This is a genomic window from Kitasatospora sp. NPDC089509 (genome assembly GCF_044749365.1).
Taxonomy (GTDB): Bacteria; Actinomycetota; Actinomycetes; order Streptomycetales; family Streptomycetaceae; genus Kitasatospora.
Genome location: NZ_JBIVHS010000038.1, coordinates 54,594 through 75,533 on the forward strand (window position 1 = coordinate 54,594; position 20,940 = coordinate 75,533).

Consider the following 20,940-nt stretch of genomic DNA (forward strand, 5'->3'; position numbering starts at 1 on the left):
CCCGGCGCGGGTCCGCCAGGAGGGCGCCGAGGTCGCCGGTCAGCGGCCGCCGACCGGCCGGCCCTGCACGACCGGAGGAAAGGCTCTCTGCCAGTGACATCCGCATTCCACCCGCCGCAACGCGTCCGGATCCTGCATGGAGTGACGAACCCGCCTCCCGTGCAAGGACGTTGAGATCTGCCGAAGGTCTTCGCCATGGCCCCGGGACGACGCTTCCCCGCACACTATCGGTTCGCGTCCCGAACTCCTGCCAGGACGAGCCGTCGTGAAGTCGCCGGCGCATCCCCGGGACGGTCGATCACGGGAAAGCGGTGCCGGTCAAGACCGACTCAGGCCACTCGCTGGCCGTCCGTGACCGGCGGCGCACCGACAGTTGCCGCCCTTCGACGGCCTCCATCCCCGGGCCCGCTCCGTCTCGTACACGAAGGAAGCCCCTGGCGGCCGGGACCGGCCCGGGCTGGCGCAGCTGTCTTGATCTTGGCGTGTTCCGGCGCGGCCGCTGGGAAGGAAGCACCCCGTCGAACCAGGCGCGCATCGCGCCCGGTCATCCCATGGAGGACAGCGTGACCAACGAGTCGGGCCCGGGGCCCTGGGCGCCCGCCGTGCACCGCGCAGGGTCGGTGCGGCCATGACCGTCACCCCCGCCGGCTACCTGGCCGGCCCCTGGACGGACGCGGCGCACCCGCACACCCTGCCCGCCGTGCTGGCGCGCCGGGCCGCCGAGCTCGGCGACGCGGTAGCGGTGACCGACGCTCGTCAGGAGCGCAGTTGGGCGACCTGGCGGGCGGAGGCCTCGGCCCTGGCCGCCGGGCTCCAGGACCTCGGCGTCAGCCCGGGCGAGGTGGTGGCGGTACGGCTGCCCAACTGCTGGGAGTTCCTGGTCGCCCACGCCGCCCTCGCCGAGATCGGCGCCGTCCTGCTGCCGCTGCACGCCGCCCTCGGCCCCGGGGAGGTCGGCGCCCTCCTCGAACGGACGGACGCGGGGCTGCTGTTGGCCCCGCCCGAGCACGGGCCGACCGCCGCGCGGCGCGTGCTCACCGTCGGACCGGACCCCGCGCCGGGGACGTTCGCCGAGCTGATGAAACGTTTCGCCGGACGGGTGCCCGAGCCGGTCGAGGTCACCCCGGAGCACCCGCTCGTCCTGATGCCCTCCTCCGGCACCACCTCGCGGCGGCCCAAGATCTGCGTGCACAGCCACGGCGGGCTGCTCGCCAACGCCGCGGCGGTGGCCGGGGAGGGCCGGGCGGCGGCGGACGACGTACTGGTCAGCGCCGCCCCGTTCACCCACCTGTTCGGACTGCTCGCCGTCCACCTGGGCCTGCTCACCGGCGGCCGCCAGGCACTGCTGGAGCACTGGGACCCCGACGCCTGCACGCGGCTCGCCCGGGCGAGCCGCGCCACCGTGCTGTTCGCCGTCCCCGCGCACCTGCGCGACCTGGTCCGGCGGGCCGAGCCCGGCACGCTCGCCCTGCGGGAGGTCCGCACCGGCGGCACCGCCGTCCCGGGCGAACTCGTCGCCCGGGTGCGCGAGGTGCTCGGCGCCCGGACCGTCATCCAGTGGGGCATGTCCGAACTCGGGGCCGGGACCTTCACCCGGCCCGGGGATCCGGCCGAGGCGGTGGCCGCGACCATCGGCCGCCCGGTGCCCGGCGCGCAGGCCCGGGTCGTCGCGGCGGACGGCACCCCGTGCGCCGACGGCACCACGGGCGAGCTGCAGTTCCGCGGGCCGCACCTGTTCCGCGGCTATCTGGACGACCCGGCCGCGACCGGGGCGGCCCTCACCCCGGACGGCTGGCTGCGCACCGGGGACCGCGCCCTGCGCCGGCCGGACGGCAACCTCGTCTACCGGGGCCGGGACGCCGAACTCATCAACGTCGGGGGCCTGAAGTTCACCGCCTCCGAGGTCGAGACGGAACTCTCCGCCCTGCCGCAGCCGTCGGCCCTGGCCGTCGCCGCGCGGACCGACGCCCGGCTCGGCGAGTACCCCGTGCTGCTGGTCGCCCTGCGGGACGGGACGGCGCTCGGCCTGGACCAGGTGCACGCCCTGCTGGCCGAGCGCGGCGTGGCCCGCTACAAGTGGCCGCTGGATTTGGTCGTGGTCGACCGGATCCCGTCGACCCCCAGCGGGAAGGTCGCCCGGGCGCGGCTGACCGACCTGCTGGCGGGCCCGGCCACGGCTCCGGCGGCGGCTCCGGCCGCGGCTCCGGCGGCCGAACCGTCGGACCCGGGCACCGCCCGGACCTTCGACGAGGTGCTCGCGCTGATCGAGACCGAGCTGGCCGCCCTCGGCCGCCCGCCGGCCGAGGAGCCGACGGACGGCCGGACCGGATTCCGTGCCCTGGGGCTGGACTCCGCCGGGGCCGTGCGCCTGACCGTGCGCCTCGCCGAGCTGCTCGGCCGGCCGGTGGCGGGCACGGCCGCGTTCGACCATCCGTCACCCCGGGAACTGGCCCGCGCCCTCACCGGCCCGTCCGCCCCCAGGCCGGTGACCACCCCGAGGCCGGTGGCCGCCCGGTCCGCGCGGATCGACGACGACCCCGTGGTGATCACCGGCATCGGCTGCCGCTTCCCCGGCGGGGTGGACTCCCCCGAGGCCCTGTGGCAGCTGCTCGACACGGGCCGCGACACCCTCACCGACCTTCCGCAGGACCGGGGTTGGGACCTCGACAACCTGTACCACCCCGAGCCGGGGCGCCCCGGGCGCAGCTACGTACGGGCCGGCAGCTTCCTCGCCGAGGCCGCCGCCTTCGACGCGGCCTTCTTCGGCATCCCGCCGCGCGAGGCCCTGCGGATGGACCCCCAGCAGCGCCTGCTGCTGGAGACCGGCTGGGAGGCCCTGGAGCGCGCGGGCATCGACCCGACCTCGCTGCACGGCGCGGCCGCGGGCGTCTACCTCGGGGTGATGGCCGGTGACTACGCGCCGCGCGTGGGCGAGGCCCCGGAGCTGTACGACGGGCAGCTGCTGACCGGGACGGCGTCGAGCGTGGCCTCCGGCCGGCTGGCCTACCAGCTCGGCCTGACCGGGCCCGCGCTCAGCATCGACACCGCCTGCTCCTCCTCCCTGGTGGCGATCCACCTGGCCGCGCGCGCCCTGCGGGACGGCGAGGTGGATCTCGCGCTGGCCGGCGGGGCCACCGTGATGAGCACCCCGGCCGCCTTCGTGGACTTCGCCCGGCAGCGGGCGCTGGCGCCCGACGGCCGGTGCAAGCCCTTCGCCGCCGGTGCGGACGGCACGGGCTGGGGCGAGGGCGCCGCGGTGCTCGTCCTGCAACGGCTGTCCGACGCCCGGGCCGGCGGTCACCCGGTGCTCGCCGTGGTGGCCGGCAGCGCCGTCAACCAGGACGGCGCCAGCAACGGCCTGACCGCGCCGAGCGGGCCCGCCCAGCAGCAGGTGATCCGGCAGGCCCTGCGGGACGCGGGCCTGACGCCCGACCAGGTCGACGCGGTCGAGGCGCACGGCACCGGCACCCCGCTGGGCGACCGGATCGAGGCCGGTGCGCTGGACGCCGTCTTCGGTGGCCCCGACCGCCCGGCCGACCGGCCGCTGTGGTTGAGCTCCGTCAAGTCGAACCTCGGGCACACCCAGGCCGCCGCCGGGGTGGCCGGGGTGATCAAGACGGTCCTGGCCCTGCACCACGCCACCCTCCCGGGCACCCTCCACGTCGACGGCCCCGAGCTGCCGCCCGGCCTCGCCGACGGCGCGCTCGCCCTGCTGCACCGGGCCCGCCCGTGGCCCTCGGGCGACCGGCCGCGACACGCCGGGGTCTCGGCGTTCGGCATCAGCGGGACCAATGCGCACGTCGTGCTCGGCGAGCCGCCCGCAGACCCGGCCACGGCCACGGCCACGGCCACGCCTCGGGAGACGGGGACCGCCGTGCCCTGGGTGCTGTCCGCCCAGGACCCGCAGGCGCTGCGCACCGCCGCCGGGCGACTCGCCGCGGCGGTCCGGGTCCAGGACCGGCCGAGCCCGGCGACCGTGGGTCACGCCCTGCTCCGCACCCGGCCGACGCTGCGGGAGCGGGCCGTGGTGGTCGGGGCCGACCGGGACGCCCTGCTGGCCGGGCTGGACGCGGTCGCGGCGGGCACCTGGGCTCCGGGTACCGCGATCGGACGGGCCGGGCGGACCGGCGGCGCCGTGTTCGTCTTCCCCGGGCAGGGCAGCCGCTGGCGCGGCACCGCCGACGGCCTGGCCGAGGCCTTCCCCGCGTTCGCCCGCTCCCTGGACGCCACCGAGGCCGCGCTCGCCCCGCACGTCGACTGGTCCCTGACGGAACTGCTGCGCGGCGGAGCCGGGGCGCCCCCGCCGGACCGGCCCGACGTCGCCCAACCCGCCTACTTCGCGGTGCTGGTCGCGCTGGCGGCGCTGTGGGAGTCGTTCGGCGTCCGTCCGGACGCGGTGGTCGGCCACAGCCAGGGCGAGATCGCGGCCGCGCACGTGTGCGGGGCGCTGTCCCTGGCGGACGCGGCCCGGCTGGTCGCCGTCCGCGCCCGGCAGGTCCGGCAGTTGGCCCCCGGAGCGATGGCCGCGGTGGCGCTGACGGAGGAGCAGCTGACCGGACGGCTGGCGGGCCGGCCCGGGATCGGCGTCGCGGCCCGCAACTCGCCCCGCTCGGCCGTCGTCGCCGGGGAGACCGGGGCGGTCGAGCGGCTGGTCGCCGACCTCACCGGCGACGGGGTGTCCGCCCGGCTGCTGCCGGCCGGCTACGCCTCGCACTGCGCGGCGGTCGAGGCACTGGCCGACACCCTGCCCGAGGCCCTCGCCGGGATCGCCGCCGGACGCGGCGCGACGCCCTTCTACTCGACCGTCGAGGCCCGCCGACTGGACACCGCACACCTGGACCCCGGGTACTGGTACCGCAACCTGCGCCGGCCGGTGCGCTTCGCCGACACCGTCCGGACCCTCCTCGCCGACGGCCACCGGCGCTTCGTCGAGGTCGGGCCGCACCCGCTGCTCACCGAGGCGGTCGCCGAGACCGCGCAGGCGGCGGGCGTCCCTGCGCTGACCGTCCCCACCCTGGTGGCGGGCGAACCCGGCCCGCAGCGGTTCCTGCTCTCGGCGGCCGAACTCCACGTGGCCGGCACCCCGGTCGACTGGACCGGGGCGCTGCCCGACCTGCCGGGGGCGCGGGTGGAGCTGCCGACCTACCCGTTCCAGCGCCGGCGTTACTGGCTCGGTACGGCGCGGACGGCCCCGACCCCGGTCCTCGCCGTGGGGGCCGACGACGAGCCCGCCGACCCGACGGGCCAGGGCAACGCTCCGGACCCGTTCGACCTGGTGCTGTCGCACACCGCGGCCGTCCTCGGTCACCCCTCCGACGCCGAACTGCCGGCCGACGCCACCTTCCAGGAACTCGGCTTCGGCTCGATGGCGGCCGTCGAGCTGCGCACCCGCCTCAGGCGCGAGCTCGGGCTCGCGCTGCGCGCCACCGCCGTCTTCGACCACCCGACCCCGCGACGCCTCGCCGACCACCTGACGGAACGCCTGCGCTCCGGACCCATCAGCCTGGGCGGGCAGGCCGACGCCGACACTGTCGGAGCCGAGGCCGACGCTGCCGAGGCCGAACTCCCGGACAGCGTGAGCGCCCTGTACCAGGAGGCGCTGCGCACCGGCCGTGGCGCGAGCGCCGTCGCGCTGGCCAGGGCCACCGCGGCGCTGCGCGCGACCTTCGGCCTGGAGCAGGCGGCCGACCGGTCACCGCGCGCGGTCACGCTGCCCGGCAGCCCCGCCGCCGACCCGGAGCTGCCCGTCCTGCTCTGCGTGCCCTCCGTCCTCCCCACCGGCGGCCCCCACGAATACCGGGAGCTCGCCCGGCACTTCCGCGGCCCCCGTACCGCCGTCCTGCCCCTGCCCGGCTTCACCCCCGGCGAGCTGCTCCCCGCCGACCTGCCCGCGCTCGCCGCGGCCCACGCCGAGAGCCTCCGCCACGACCCGCAGGCGCCGGTCCTGCTCTGCGGGCACTCCTCCGGCGGCCTGCTCGCCCACCTCCTCGCCCACCGGCTGGAGCAGCTCGGTCGGCCGGCCCACGGCCTGGTCCTGCTCGACACCCCGTGGCCCGACGCCGACTTCCACGCCAGGACCCTCCCGGCCGTGCTGTCCCTGCTGGCGGACCGCCCCGGCCCGCTGGCCGCCGAGGCGCCCGGCACCGGCCGGCTCAGCGCCACCGGCGGCTACCTGCACCTGCTGGAACGTTTCACCCCCGAGCCGGTCGCCACCCCGACCCTGCTGGTCCGGGCCGCCCTCCCGCTGCCCGGCGTCGGCCCGCTGGCCCGCTGGGAGCTGCCGCACACCGCCACCACCGCCCTCGGCGACCACCTCACCCTGCTGACCGAGCACGCGCCCACCCTCGCCCGGGTGATCGAGGGCTGGGCCGCCGACCTCCCCGCCACCCCGTCCCGATCGCAGGAGCCGAAGTCGTGACCGCACCCCTCACCGCACCCGTCGTCACCGCACCCGCCGGGCAGCGGCCGACCGCCGCGCTCCTGCGCGCCCTCGCCCCCGACCGGACGGCCTCGCCCTACCCGGCGCTGCGGCGGATCACCGAGGAGCTCGGCGCGGGCCGCCCCCTGCTCGCCGAGCAGCCCCGGCTGCGGGACCTGCTCGAACTCACCGCCGCCGCCGACCCCCGGCTGTTCCACGTGATGTTCCTGCACCACTGCATGACCGTGGGCCCCGCCCTGGACTACGGCGCGCAGCCCGCCGACGTGGCCGCCCTGGCCTCCGGCGCCCGGATCGGGGCTGCCCTGATGACCGAGCTCGGCCGTGGCAACAGCACCGCCGCGATCCGCACCGAGGCCCGGCTCGACCGCACGAGCGGCGACTTCGTCCTGCACACGCCCGAGCCCGGGGCCGCCAAGTACCCGCCCAACGTGGCCGATCCCGACACGCCCCGGCTCGCGGTGGTCAGCGCCCGGCTGCGGATCGACGAGGCCGACCACGGGGTCTTCCTCTTCCTCGTCGAGCTGCGCGACACCCGCGGCACCGCACCGGGCGTCATCATCCGCCCGCACCCGCCCACCACCCTGCTGCCGCTGGACTACGCCACCGTCCGCTTCGACCGGGTGCGCGTCCCCCGCCACCGCTGGCTCGCCGACGGCGCCGTCCTCACCACCGACGGCCGCCTCCACGACCCGGCCGGCGGACCCGACGCCCGCACCCGGCGCAGCCTGGGCATGAGCCGCTTCGCCTGCGGCGCCGTCACCGCAGGCCTGGCCGCGGCCGCCCGGGCCGCCGTCGCCCTCGCCCTCCCGCACGCGACGCGCCGCACCACGGCCCAGCGCGGCGGCGGCGAACGGTCCGCCCTCGACCACCTGGACCAGCAACGGCTGCTGTTCGGGGCGGCGGCGGACGCGTACGCCGCGACCGTCCTGGCCCGCCGGGTGACCGCAGCCGCCTGGGACGTGCCCGCCGGTGGCGGGCGCGGCAGTGGGCCGGCCCCCGAGGTGATGCGCACCATCGCCCTGTCCAAGGTCGCGGTCAGCCGGCTCGCCGACCGGGCGGTGGCGCGCTGCCGCTCGGCGACCGGGGCGCTCGGCTTCTTCTCGGAGAACCGACTCGTCGACTACCAGGCCCTGACCACCGCCTTCCAGTCGGCGTGCGGCGACAACCGGATGATCCTGCTGGACGCGGCCCGCTCACTGGCCGCCGATGCCGCCCCCGAACCGGCGCCCGGGTGCGGGCCTGCCCCGGACGAGGACGGCCTCACCCCGCTGTTCCACGCCCACGAAGCCCTGCTGCACCAGGAGTTGACCACCCGACTGGCCGCAGCCGCCGCCGGAACGGACCCCGCCGACGCCTGGGACGAGCACTCCCGCCTCGCCCGCGCCCTCGCGACGGCCCACCTCACCCGCACCGCCGCCGACGCACTGGCCACCCACGCCACCGACGACCCCCTGGCGGCCGAACTGCTGCGCGCCGCCCGGCTGGACCGGGCGGTCACCGGCTCGGCCCGCTACCTGCTGTCCGGACTGGCGACACCGGACCGGATCCGGACCTGGTCCGCCGCCCTGGACGACATCCACCGCCGGCTGCGCCACCGGGCCGAGGAGGTGGTGGCCCTGATGGACACCCCACCGGAACTCATCGACGCCCCGATCGCCGGCCCCGACTACATCAGCGCGCTCACCTCCGACTGAGCACCGGCCCGGCACCCCCGACGGGGGACGCACGGGCGGGGCCACGTCGGCAGCGGTGTTCCGTCAGGTCGGGGGCAGGCCGAGGGTGGGCAGGTGGTCGGCGGTGAGCAGGGCCACGAGTTCGCGGCGGTTGCGGACGCCGGTCTTCTCCAGGATGGCCGTGACGTGCTGCTGGACCGTGGCCACGGTGAGGTGGAGCAGGGCGGCGATGTCCTTGGTGCTGGTGCCGCGCACCGCGTGCAGGGCCACCTGCTGTTCGCGCGGGGACAGGCCGTGGGCGAGGATCGCCAGCGGCAGCCGCTGGAGCGGCGAGGCCGGGGAGGCGATGACGGCGACCTCGCCCGCGCCGCCGTCCAGCGGGGCCGCGTGCAGGGTGAGCCACTGGCCGTCGGGGGTGCAGACCCGGACGTCCGAGGCGCCGGCGGTGCGGGCGGCCTGACGGGCGACGGTGAGGAAGCCGGTGGGCACCCCGCAGGGGCGGGCGGCGGGTTCGGCCATCCGCCGGATCAGCTCGCGGGCCCCGGCGTCGGCCGAACGCAGCCGGCCCTGCGCGTCCAGGATCACCACCGCGGGCGCGTGCACGGGCTGCGCGGAGCGGACCGGCCCGGAACGGCGCAGGGTGGCCAGGTGGGCCCGGCGCAGCGCGGCACCGATCGGGGCGGCGACGCGTTCGGCCAGCCGCAGCCCGGCCGGTTCGTAACGGCCCCGGCCGTGGCCGCGCATGAACGCGGCGCTGCCCCAACGCCCGCCGCCCAGGTCGAAGTTGATCCGCAGTTCGTCGCCGTAGCCGCAGGGGTGGAGCAACTCCCGGTAGCGGACGCTGCGTTCGGGGCGGCCGTCGGTCGCGCGGTCGACGGTCTGGACCCGGCGCCCGGCGGCCCGGATCGCGCTGAAGGTGGTGGTGTCCTCGCCCTGCAGCTCCAACTGGACGGCCTGCTCGAACGGGGCGGGGTCGAGGCCGTCGGCGACGGTGGAGGTGGGGAAGCCGGTGACCGGGTCGGTGCCGTGCCAGCAGCCGCCGTCGAAGCCCAGCGGGCCCAGCAGCAGGGCGTGCAGTTCCCGGAACAGCTCGGCCGTCGGCAGCTGGGCCGCCGACAACTCCTCGATGGTGCCCAGGACTTCCCGCTCGATGTCACGTCGTTTGGCCACGGACGGAATACTACGGAAGCGGCGCGGTCGGGCCAACGGGTCCGGGAAACCGGCGGGGCGGGCGCCGACCACGGCGCCCGCCCCTCCCCCGTCCCCGCTCCCCCGCTCCTCGTTCCCCCGTGTCCCGTTCCCCCGTGGTCCGTGGGTCAGTTCCAGGGGTTGGCCTCCTGGTCGTCGATGGCGGTCCAGAACCGGGTGCCGGCCGGCAGGGTGCCGTTGGCCCACAGGCTCCAGCCCTGCCCGTCGTGGAACTCCGCCATCCGGAAGGAGGCGCCGAAGACCGTGGCACAGAGCTGGTCGACCCGGGCCCGGCTGGTCAACAGGGTGCCGTGGACGGGCTCGGTCGCCCTCACCTCGCCGCGCGCCCAGCTGTGGTACCCGTCGGCGGGCACCCCCGCCGGGGCGGGGCGGCCGTCCTGGTTGATGCAGAGCACCGGCAGCTGGTCGGTGCCCGGGGTGTCGCCCTGGTACGGGTTGCTGGTCGCGTCGCCGCCCACGTGCACCACGTCGTCGGCGCGCTGCTCCAGCACGGTCCAGCTCAGGCCCGGGTGCCCGAACAGGGCCCGGTAGGTGCTGCGGCTGATGTTCCACTGCTGGTAGGGCCCGTTGTTGCAGTCGAACATGTAGAGCTTCCAACCGCCGAAGTTCTTCGCGGTGTTGTCCATGCACCGGGCCCCGGAGTCGGCGACGCTCCGCAGCCGGATCCCCGGCAGGTCCGCCTGCGGGGTCTGTCCGGGCGCGGTGTACGGGGTGATCTCCCACCACTCGCGCCTGTCGGCAGCCGCGCACAGGGCGCCGTGCACCCGGCCGTCGACGGAGGCCAGGCAGGAGCGGTGGTCGGCGGCGTTGTTGAGCATGTAGACGTTCTTCTGACCCGGCATCGGGAAGAACGTCCACTGGCCCGGGGTGTAGCTCCCGCCGCAGGGGTGCAGGTCCAGCGTGCCCGAGGTCGCGCCGTCGGGGCAGCGGTCGGAGGCCTGGTTGCGCAGGGCCGTGGCGGGGGTGTCGGCCGAGGCGCCGCCGACGGGGGCGAGCAGCAGGGTGCCCAGGGCGAGCACGACCGCGAGGACGAGGCGCCGGATGGTGGAACGCAAGGGGACTCCAGATCGGACGGGTGACGGGTGACGGGTGGTCCGGTATGGTCGGCCGACCCGTCGCCAGATTGTCAGCGCCCGGTCAACCGCCGGTATCCGAGTTTTCTGGGACCCCGCCCGTCACCTCGGCCGTCACCTCGGCCGTCACGTCCGGAGGCGCTACGGCAGCACCACCACCTGGCCCGCGTACGACAGTCCGGCGCCGAAGCCCACCAGCAGGGCCAGCCCGCCCGGTTCGACGGCGCCCTCGCTGAGCAGCCGGTCCAGGGCCAGCGGCACCGAGGCGGCCGAGGTGTTCCCCGCGTCCGTCACGTCCCGGGCGACCGCGACGTGCGGCGGCAGGTCCAGCGCGTTGGCCGCGGCGTCCACGATCCGGATGTTCGCCTGGTGCGGGACGAACGCGGACAGCTCCGCCACGTCCACCCCGGCCGCCTCCAGCGCCTCCCGGCCGATCCGCGGGACGGCGGCCACCGCCCAGCGGAAGACGGCGGGGCCGTCCATCCGCAGCGTCGGCCAGGCCGTCGGCCCGTCGGAGGACCGGTCGGCCGGGCGCAGCGCCGTCCAGGGCTGCGAGTGGGCGATCACGGCCGAGCGCGCGCCGTCCGCGCCCCACACCACCGGGCCGATGCCGGGGGTGTCCGCCGGGCCGACCACCACCGCGCCGGCGCCGTCGCCGAACAGGAAGGCGGTGCCCCGGTCGGTCGGGTCGACGAGGTCGCTCATCCGCTCCGAGCCGACCACCACCACGTACCGGCTGTGCCCGGAGCGGACCAGTCCGTCGGCCACCGCCAGGGCGTGGCAGAACCCGGCGCAGGCCGCGCCGAGGTCCACCGCGCCCGCCTCGGCCGCCCCGATCTGCTGCGCCAACCGGGGGGCGGCGGGTGGTGACTGCTCCAGGTGCGACATGGTCGCCAGGATCACCGTGTCCACCGACTGCGGCTCCACCCCGGCGTGGGCGAGCGCCTTGAGCGAGGCCGCCGCGGCCATCGCCACCAGGGTCTCGTCCGGCGCGGCGAAGCGGCGGGTCGCGATGCCGGAGCGCCGCCGGATCCACTCGTCGCTGGAGTCGATGGCCGGCGCCAGCTCGTGGTTGTCCACCACCCGGCTCGGCCGGTAGGCACCGACGCCGAGGATCCGCGCGCCGCCGACCGGCGCGGGCGCCCGCAGCACCCCGGGGGCGGTCACCGCCTGTGCCGTGGCCGCGGTCACCGCCCGGCCTCCACCCGCTCGCGCGGCGCGGCGGCCCCGGCCGCGCCGAACTCGCCGTCCAGGTAACGGCGGAGGGTCTCCCGGCGCTGCACCTTGCCGCTGGAGGTCCGGGGCAGTGAGCCCCGGCGCACCAGCACGATCTCGTCCGGTTCCAGCCGCTGGCCCTCGTGCACCGCCCGGTGGATCCGCCCGCGCAGGTCCTCGCCGCCGCCGCGCAGGGTCCGGCCGTCCGCCTCGACCACCAGCACCAGGCGCTCCCGGGTGCCGTCGTCGGCGGAGAACGCGGCCGCGCAGTTGGGGTGCAGGCCCGGGTCGGCGTTCTCGGCGGACAGTTCGATGTCCTGGGGGTAGAAGTTGCGGCCCTGCCGGATCACCACGTCCTTGATCCGGCCGGTGACGAAGAGCTCCCCCCGGTGCCGGAAGCCGAGGTCGCCGGTGCGCAGCCAGCTGCGCGACTCGGTGCGGTCGGCCCGACGCGCCCGGAAGGTCCGCTCGGACTCCTCCGCCCGGCCGTGGTAGCCGGCCGCGACGCAGGGGCCGCTCACCCAGATCTCGCCGACCTCGCCGTCCGGCCTGGTGGTGCGGGTGTCCGGGTCGACGATCCGCACCAGGCTGTCGCCGACCGGGCCGCCGCAGCCGATGCTCGGGACCACGTCGGCTCCGACCGCATCGGCTCCGACCACGTCGGCCGGAACCACGTCGGCCGGGGCCGGGATGTCGGGCACCTCGACGGCCCGCCCCGCCCGCAACTCCTCGGCGGAGAGCCACAGCACGGTGGGCAGCCGGTCCTCCGGGCTGCCGGTGGCCTTCAGGGTGTTCTCGGCCAGGCCGTAGCCCGGGCACATCGCCTCCGGGCGGAACCCGGCCGGGGCCAGCGCCGCGGTGAAGGCGCTGATGGTCTGCCAGCGCACCGGCTCCGCGCCGTTCGCGGCCACCCGCCAGGAGGACAGGTCCAGCCCCGGCGGGAGACCGCCCTCGGCCACCGCCCGGGCGCACAGCTCGTACGCGAAGCTCGGCGCCGCGGCGTGGGTGCCGCCGAACCGGGAGATCGCCTCCAGCCAGCGTGCCGGGCGGCGGATGAAGGCGTCCGGGGTCATCAGGTACGACGGGATGCCCGCCCAGAGCGGCAGCACCACGCCGAACAGCATCCCCATGTCGTGGAAGAGCGGCAGCCAGTTCACCACCCGGGCGTCACCCCGGCAGGGCCACAGCCGGTCCGTCTCGTCCACGTTGCTGCCGAAGTTGGCGTGGGTCACCCGCACCCCCTTCGGGGTGCCGGTCGAACCCGACGTGTACTGCAGCAGCGCGGTCTCCTGGGCGCCGATCGGGCCCGGCCGCCAGGCCGCCGCCGCCCCCGGTGCCCGGCGCTCGGCCGCAGCGGCCAGCGAGTCCGGGTCGTGCAGGGTCAGTCCGGCCAGCTCGGGCAGGGCGCCGAACCGGTCCTCCAGGTCCCGCTTCACCTCCGCCGTGGTGAGCAGCACGCTCGTCCCGGCGTCGTCGGCGATCCTCCGCAGCCGCGCCAGGCCCCGGGCCCGCGACGGCACCTGCACCGGTGCGGCCGCCACCCCCGCGTACATGCAGCCCAGCAGGTCCGCGACGAACCCCGGCCCGGACGGGTGCAGCAGCACCACGCTGCGCCCGCCCTGCCCGAGCGCGGCCAGCCGTGCCGCGACCGCCCGCGCCCGTACGTCGAGTTCCCGGTACGTCAGGGTCTCGGCGATCTCCTCGCCGTTGTGCAGGAAGGCGTACGCCAGGGCGTCCGGCTGCTCGGCGCTGCGCCGGGCCAGCACCTCGGGGAGGCTCGGCAGGGCTCCGGCCAGGGGCTCGGGAAAGGAATCGGGAAGGGAACCGGACAAGGAATCGGACACGGAATCGGTCATGGCGCGGCATCCTCGGGATCGCTGGGGCCTCGTGGGCCGGTCGACGGTGCTGGGGGTTCAGGCGGCGACCAGACGCACCGGTAGGTGGGTCAGGCCGTGGAACTGGTACGAGCGCAGCCGCCGGGACGGCCCGGCCGGGCGGAACTCGGCCACCCGGTCGACCAGCGTGCGGAGCATCAACTCGACCTCCAGCAGGGCGAGATGGCGGCCGATGCAGAAGTGCGGGCCGCCGCCGCCGAAGCCGAGGTGGGGGTTCGGGTCCCGCCCCACGTCGAAGCGGAACGGGTCCTCGAACACCTCCTCGTCCCGGTTGGCCGAGGTCAGGTGGGCCACCACCTTGTCGCCCGCCCGGATCAGCCGGCCGCCGACCTCGACGTCGGTCACCGCGGTCCGCCGGAACACCTTGGTCGGGGTCTCCCAGCGGACGATCTCCTCCGCCGCGGTGGTCACCAGCGACGGGTCCGCCTTCAGCCGCGCCCACTGCTCCGGGTGCGCCATCAGGGCCTGCACCCCGCCCGCGATCGCGTACCGGGTGGTCTCGTTGCCCGCCACCGCGAGCAGCACGAAGAACGCCTGGAACTCGCTCTCGGTCAGCTGGTTGCCCTCGGCGTCGGCACTGACCAGCCGGGAGACGATGTCCCCCGCCGGGCAGCCGCGGCGCTCGGCGCCCAGCACCGCCGCGTACCGCGCCATCTCCTGCGCGGCCGACCGCGCGCCCACCGCGCCGCCGGAGTCCGGGTCGGCCTCCCCGGCCACGCCCTTCGACCAGGCGAACAGCTTGTGCCGCTCGTCCCGGGGCACGCCCATCAGCTCGGCGATCACCACGATCGGCAGTTCGGCGGCGACCTGCCGGACGAAGTCGCCCCCGCCGTCGCGCAGTGCCCCGTCCACGATCCGCTCGCACTCGGCGGCGATCCGTTCCCGCAGCTGCTCCACCATCCGCGGGGTGAAGCCGCGGTTCACCAGGCTGCGGACCCGGACGTGCTGCGGCGCGTCCTGGTTGATCATCATCATCCGCTGCATGCCGATGGCGACCTCGTCGTACTCCATCGGCTGGGCGCCGGCCAGTTGGGAGGAGAACAGTTCGGGCTTGCGGGCGATCCAGGACACGTCCGCGTGCCTGGTCACCGCCCAGTGGCCGCCGGGCACCTGGGGGTCGGGCTGCCGGTAGACCGGGGCCCGGCTGCGGAGCACGGCGAAGTCGTGGTGGGGCGGAGTGGGCAGGTAGCGGTCCGGATCGAAGACGTCGATGCCGGTGGGGTCGGCTTGCGGGGTCATCCAGGGCTCCTCGGACGGCGGCGGACGGCGGCGCTGTCGCAGCTGTGCGGACAGCGGCGAGTGGGGTGGCGCGGTGCGGCTCGGTCGGTCGACGAGGGTCGGGGGCGTCCGGACGGGCGGGGTGTCCGGAGGGGCACGGGCGTCCGGACGGGCGGCGGTGGTCCGGACCGGCGGGGGTCGTCCGGACGGGCGGGGATGTCCGGACGGCCGCGGCGGATCAGCCGACCAGGGCGGGCCCGTGGTCCTCCGCCAGCGGGCTCAGCCAGTCCTCGCCGAGCCGGGCCCGGGTGGCCGGGTCGGCGACGCCCAGGCCGGGGCGGTCGGCCAGGCAGAGCACCCCGACCTTCCCGGTGTGGCCGTTGGTCTGCACCAGCCGGGCCGCCTCGCCGATCTCCGCCAGCGGGTACGTCCGGGACACCACCGGCGCCAGCAGGCCGAGCCGGTACAGCCGCATCATCTCGGCGGCCTCGCCCAGGTTCATGCCGTGACTGCCGACGATGCGCTTGAGGTTCATCCAGAAGTAGCGGTTGTCGAAGGTGTGCTGGTAGCCGGTGCTGGAGCCGCAGGTCACCACCGTGCCGCCGCGCCGGGCCACGATCACCGAGATGCCGAAGGTGGCCTTCCCGACGTGGTCAAACACGACGTGCGGGTCCTCGCCGACCTGGGAACGGATCGCCCGGCCCAGCCGCTTCGCCAACTCCACGGTCTCGTCGGCGGATTCGGGGGCCCGGCCGATGCCGATCTCCTCCCGGTTGATCACCACCTCGCACCCGAGCCGGCGCACCAGCTTCGCCTTGTGCTCGGAGTTCACCACCCCGACCGGGATGCCGCCGGCGTTCTTCACCAACTGGACGGCGAACGCGCCCAGTCCACCGCTGGCGCCCCAGATCAGCACCACGTCGCCCTGCTTGATCCGGGCCCCGCGGTCGCTGACCAGCATCCGGTACGCCGTGCCGCCGCACAGCGGGATGCTGGCGGTCTCCTCCCAGGTCAGGTGCGGCGGCTTGGCGACCAGCTGGCTGGCCCGCACCACCGTGTAGTGGGCCAGCCCGCCGAAGTTGGTCTCGTAGCCCCAGGCCTTCTGGTCCGCGCCGAGCATGCCGTCGGCGTGCGTCACCGGGTCCTGCTCGTCCACCACCGCGGTGCTCACCGCGACGTGGTCGCCGACCTTCCAGCGCCGGACCCCGGCGCCGGTACGGACGATCACGCCCGCCGCGTCCGAGCCGATCACCTGGTACGGCCGGTCGTGCCGCGCGGTGTAACCGCCCGCCCGGGCGAAGCGCTTCAGCGCGTCGAAGGTCGACACCGGCGAGAAGGTCGCCGACCAGACCGTGTTGTAGTTGACCGAGCTGGCCATCACGGCCACCAGCACCTCGTCCGGCGCCAGCTCGGGCAGCGGCACCTTGCCGACGTGCAGCGAGCGGCGGACGTCCTTGTCCGCAACACCCTGAAACATGGCGACATCTTCCTGTCGCAAATGCGCGGCGGTGTAATCCTGCGGCAACGCGATTGTCGCCAACTCCTCCGCGGGCGCGTCCCGCAGGACCGCCTCGGACAGCTCATCCATCTGTATTCCCCTCACCCGACGAAGCGGTGGTCCGGAACTTCACCATGGCCGTCCCCGACGCTACGTGACGGTGTTCCGGGGCGGGAACCCCTAACGCCCTCGGCCCACCCGTAGTCGGAGGAAACCGCAGGTGGGACCTGGTGTACTGCCCCCCTTGACCGCTCCCGGCCCCCCGTCGGGCGGAACTCCGCCCCCGACAGTTAGGGGTGGACCGGAAAGGCGGCGGACCCGGAGACTTCCAGAACGCGCACCGCTTCGGACCCGGCACTTCGGAATTCCTCACCGAACTCCGCCGAACCCGTCCCAGAACGAAATGTGACCCATCGTGGACGACCCGCTGGGTCCACGGCCGCGCGGAGAAAACCGATTCGCTTTCAGAAGGGGTGCCAAGTCCACCATGACGAGCCAGGAACAGCACCCCGCCCCCGGGGTCGGGACGCCCCCGCCGCCGCCCACTGCGGTCGCCGTGGTCGGCCTCGCCTGCCGGCTGCCCGGCGCCCCGACCCCCGACGCCTTCTGGACCCTGCTCGCCGAGGGCCGCAGCGCGCTCGGCCGGCCGCCCGCCGATCGCGGGCTCGACCCCGGTCTCCCGGACGCCGGCTACCTCGACCGCGTCGACCTCTTCGACGCCGACTTCTTCGGCCTCTCCCCCCGCGAGGCCGCCGAGACCGACCCGCAACAGCGCCTGCTGCTCGAACTCGGCTGGGAGGCGCTGGAGGACGCCGGCCTCCCGCCCGCGGCCCTCCACGGCACCCGCACCGGCGTGTTCGTCGGCGCGATGGGCCACGACTACCGGCTGCTGCGGCACGGAGCCGACGCGCCGCCCGTCTCCCGGCACACCCTCACCGGGCTCGGCCACGGCCTGCTGGCGAACCGGATCTCCTACACCCTCGGCCTGCACGGCCCCAGCCTCACCGTCGACACCGCCCAGTCCTCCGCGCTGGTCGCGCTCCACCTCGCCCACCGGGCGGTCCGGGACGGCGACTGCGACCTCGCCCTGGCCGGTGGCGTCAACCTCATCCTCAGCTCCGACAGCACCGTCGAGGCCCGGGAGTTCGGCGGACTGTCCGCCGACGGACGCAGCTACCCGTTGGACGCCCGGGCCAACGGCTACGCCCGCGGCGAGGGCGGCGCGCTCGTCCTGCTCAAGCGGCTCGACCGCGCCCGCGCCGACGGCGATCCGGTCCTCGCGGTGATCCTCGCCAGCGAGACCAACCACGGCGGCGCGGCCGACGGCCTCACCGTGCCCGACGCCGACGCCCAGCGGGACCTGCTCCGGCGCACCCTCCGGCAGTCCGGGATCGCGGCGGCGGACGTGCGGTACGTCGAACTGCACGGGACCGGCACCCCGGTCGGCGACCCGGTCGAGGCGGCGGCGGTCGGCGCCGCCTACCGGAGCGGCACGGGGGACGGCCCAGGCGCTGCCGGCCCGCTCCTGGTGGGCTCCGCGAAGAGCAACGTCGGCCACCTGGAGGGTGCGGCCGGGATCGTCGGGTTCCTCAAGGCCGTGCTCAGCATCCGGCACCGGCAGCTCCCGGCCACCCTCGACCACGAGACGCCCAACCCGCGCATCCCGCTCGACCGCCTCGGCCTGCGCGTGCCCGACGCCCTGACGCCGTGGCCCGAGCCCGAGCCCGAGCCCGGGCGGCCGCTGATCGCCGGGGTCAGCTCCTTCGGCGTGGGCGGCGCCAACTGCCATGTGCTGCTGGCCTCTCCGCCGTCGTCCCCGGCCGGTCCGCCGACCGGCTCGGCACCGGCGCTCCCCGTCGGCGGGGTGGGCTGGCCGCTGTCCGGCCGCACCGAGGCCGCGCTGCGCGCCCAGGCCGCCCGCCTGGCCGAGCACCTCGCCGCACGGCCTGACGCCGATCCGGCTGTCGCTGATCCGGCCGAGCTGGCGGCGGCCCTGGCCACCACCCGGACCCACTTCCGGCACCGGGCCGTCCTGCTCGGGGACGGCCAGCTCGGGGACGGCCCACTTGAGGACGGCCTGCTCGGGGACGGCCGCGCCGAACTGCTGGACGGCCTCCGGGCCCTGGCGGACGGAACCCCGCACCCCCGGGTCGTCCTCGGCGCCGCGCCGAACGGACCGGCCGGCGGCCTGGCCCTGCTGTTCTCCGGCCAGGGCAGCCAGCAGGCCGCCGCCGGGCGCGAACTGTACCGGGCCGTACCGGAGTTCGCGGCCGCCCTGGACGAGGTCACCGCCGCACTCGACCCGCACCTCCGCCTCGACGGGCCGCTGCGCGACCTGCTGTTCGCCGCACCGGACTCCCCCGAGGCGGCGCTGCTCGACCGCACCGAGTACACCCAGCCCGCGCTGTTCGCGCTGGAGACCGCCGTCCACCGGCTCGCCGAACAGCGCGGCCTGCGGCCCGCGTTCGTGCTCGGCCACTCCGTCGGCGGGATCGGGGCCGCGCACGCCGCCGGGGTCCTCGACCTCGCCGACGCCGCCGTCCTGGTCACCGCGCGCGGCCGACTGATGCAGGCCGCCCGGGCCGACGGCGTGATGACCGCCGTCCAGGCGAGCGCCGAGGAGGTCGCCCCGCTGCTCGCCGACCGAGGCGACCGGGTGTCCCTCGCCGCCGTCAACGGCCCCGAGGCCGTGGTGCTCTCCGGCGACGCCGAGGCGGTCGCCGAGCTCGCCGCCCGGTTCGCCGAACAGGGCCGCCGGACCCGGCAGTTGCGGGTCAGCCATGCCTTCCACTCGGCCCACATGGACAGCGCGGTGGCGGAGTTCCGCCGGATCGCCGCCGGGCTGCGCTACCACCCGCCCCGGCTCACCGTCGTCTCCGACGTGACCGGCCGGGTGGCGAGCACCGAGGAGCTGAGCTCCCCCGACTACTGGGCCGAGCAGATCCGCCGCCCCGTCCGGTACCACCAAGGGGTGCTCACCCTGGCCGAGTCGGGCGCGACCGGGTACGCCGAGGTGGGCCCCGGCCGGGTGCTCACCTCGCTCACCCGGCAGACCCTCGCCACCCTCCCGACCGCCGACGGCACCCGCCGTCCGGTGGTGCCACTGCTGCGCGGCGGCGCCTCGGAGCCCGCCGACCTGCTCCGCTCCCTCGCCGAACTGCACGTCCACGGCGTGGAGTTCGACTGGACGGCGGCCCTCGGCCGGACCGCCGACCGCCGGACCGGTGACCGCCGGACCACCCTGCCCACGTACGCCTTCCAACGCGAGCGGTACTGGTTCACCGACCGCCCGCAGACGGCCCCCGCACCGGCGCCACGCGCCTCCCGGGACACCGCACTGCCGCAGGTGCTCGCCGCCCTCGCCGCCGTACTCGGGCACCGGGACGGCGAGCGGGTCGACGCCGACCTGACCTTCCGGGACCTCGGCCTGGACTCGATCGGCACGGTCGAGTTCGGCGACCGGCTCAGCGCCGCCACCGGGCGCGACCTGCCCGCCACCCTCACCTTCGACCACCCGACCCCACGGGCCGTGGCCGACCACCTCGACGCGGCCGGCGACCTCGACGTGGCCGGCGACCACGTCGCACCGGACGAGGCGTTCCGGACCTCCTCCGAGGAGCCGATCGCGATCGTGTCGATGGCGGGACGCTTCCCGGGCGGGCTGAACTCCCCCGAGGACCTCTGGGAGTTGGTCGAGCGCGGCGGGGACGCCGTGGGCGCCTTCCCGGCGGACCGGGGCTGGCCGGAGGAGCTCTACCACCCCGACCCGGCCGAGCCCGGCCGCAGCTCCACCCGCGAGGGCGGATTCCTCTACGACGCCGGGCAGTTCGACGCCGAGTTCTTCGGCATCTCCCCCCGCGAGGCGACCGCGATGGACCCGCAGCAGCGGCTGCTGCTCGAAGTCGCCTGGGAGTCCCTGGAACGCGCCGGGCTGCGCCCCGACGACCTGCGCGGCACCCGTACCGGGGTGTACGCGGGCCTCACCCAACTCGACTACGGCCCACGGCTGCACGAGCCCGCGCCCGGCCACGAGGGACATCTGCTGACCGGGAGCACCATCAGCGTCGCCTCCGGCCGGATCGCCTACACCCTCGGGCTGGAGGGCCCGGCAGTCACCGTGGACACCGCCTGCTCCTCCTCGCTGGTCGCCATCCACCTGGCCGCGCAGGCGCTGCGCGGCGGCGAGTGCACCCTGGCCCTGGCCGGCGGGGTCACCGTGATGTCCACCCCCGGCATGTTCACCGAGTTCAGCCGCCAGCGCGGCCTGGCCCCCGACGGCCGCTGCAAGCCCTTCTCCGCCGACGCGGACGGGACGGGCTGGGCGGAGGGCGTGGGTGTGCTGGTGCTGGAGCGGCTGTCCGACGCCCGGCGCCACGGACACCGGGTGCTGGCGGTGATCCGGGGCAGCGCCGTCAACTCCGACGGCGCGTCCAACGGGCTGACCGCGCCGAGCGGGCGGGCCCAACAACGGGTCATCGCCGAGGCGTTGCGACGCTCGGGCCTGACCGCCGACGAGGTGGACGCGGTCGAGGCCCACGGAACCGGCACCACTCTCGGCGACCCGATCGAGGCCAACGCCCTCATCGAAGCCTACGGACGCCACCGCACCGGCGAACCCCTCTGGGTCGGCTCACTCAAATCCAACCTCGGCCACATGCAAGCCGCCGCCGGCGTCGGCGCCGTCATCAAAACCGTCGCCGCCCTCAACCACGCCACCCTC

At 76.1% G+C, this 20,940-nt stretch carries 9 protein-coding genes; 3 read left to right on the top strand and 6 right to left on the bottom strand.

Going from position 1 to position 20,940, the window contains the following annotated elements:
• Positions 1-628 precede the first annotated feature (628 nt).
• Complete coding sequence (locus ACIP4P_RS42270) at positions 629-6,418, top strand: beta-ketoacyl synthase N-terminal-like domain-containing protein (RefSeq protein WP_400928934.1); 5,790 nt, start codon at positions 629-631, stop codon at positions 6,416-6,418.
• Positions 6,415-8,133: a hypothetical protein gene (locus ACIP4P_RS42275; RefSeq protein WP_400928937.1), complete on the top strand. Its 1,719-nt coding sequence runs from the start codon at positions 6,415-6,417 to the stop codon at positions 8,131-8,133. The genes ACIP4P_RS42270 and ACIP4P_RS42275 overlap by 4 nt, the downstream gene beginning before the upstream one ends.
• Before the next feature lie 63 nt (positions 8,134-8,196).
• Here the strand turns inward: ACIP4P_RS42275 and ACIP4P_RS42280 are convergent, their stop codons facing one another.
• The 6 genes from ACIP4P_RS42280 to ccrA form a co-directional block, all read right to left on the bottom strand.
• The gene (locus ACIP4P_RS42280; protein ID WP_400928940.1) at positions 8,197-9,282 is read right to left on the bottom strand and encodes a LuxR C-terminal-related transcriptional regulator; all 1,086 of its coding nucleotides are present in this window, start codon (positions 9,280-9,282) and stop codon (positions 8,197-8,199) included.
• 146 nt (positions 9,283-9,428) lie between these two features.
• Positions 9,429-10,376 carry a hypothetical protein gene (locus tag ACIP4P_RS42285; protein WP_400928943.1) on the bottom strand — a complete coding sequence of 316 codons (948 nt, stop codon included), beginning with the start codon at positions 10,374-10,376 and terminating at the stop codon, positions 9,429-9,431.
• Between the two features lie 159 nt (positions 10,377-10,535).
• The gene (locus tag ACIP4P_RS42290; RefSeq protein WP_400928962.1) at positions 10,536-11,561 is read right to left on the bottom strand and encodes a beta-ketoacyl-ACP synthase III; all 1,026 of its coding nucleotides are present in this window, start codon (positions 11,559-11,561) and stop codon (positions 10,536-10,538) included.
• Between the two features lie 20 nt (positions 11,562-11,581).
• Entirely contained in the window at positions 11,582-13,465 is a 1,884-nt protein-coding gene (locus ACIP4P_RS42295) for a fatty acyl-AMP ligase (RefSeq protein WP_400928946.1), read from the bottom strand.
• 57 nt (positions 13,466-13,522) lie between these two features.
• Positions 13,523-14,743, bottom strand: a complete 1,221-nt coding sequence (locus tag ACIP4P_RS42300) for a cytochrome P450 (RefSeq protein WP_400928949.1) — start codon at positions 14,741-14,743, stop codon at positions 13,523-13,525.
• 217 nt (positions 14,744-14,960) lie between these two features.
• Positions 14,961-16,310, bottom strand: a complete 1,350-nt coding sequence (ccrA, locus tag ACIP4P_RS42305; protein ID WP_400928953.1) for a crotonyl-CoA carboxylase/reductase — start codon at positions 16,308-16,310, stop codon at positions 14,961-14,963.
• Positions 16,311-16,707: 397 nt separating this feature from the next.
• Here ccrA and ACIP4P_RS42310 point away from each other — a divergent pair.
• Positions 16,708-20,940 (top strand): type I polyketide synthase (locus ACIP4P_RS42310; RefSeq protein WP_400928956.1); only part of this gene is annotated, 4,233 nt, incomplete at its 3' end.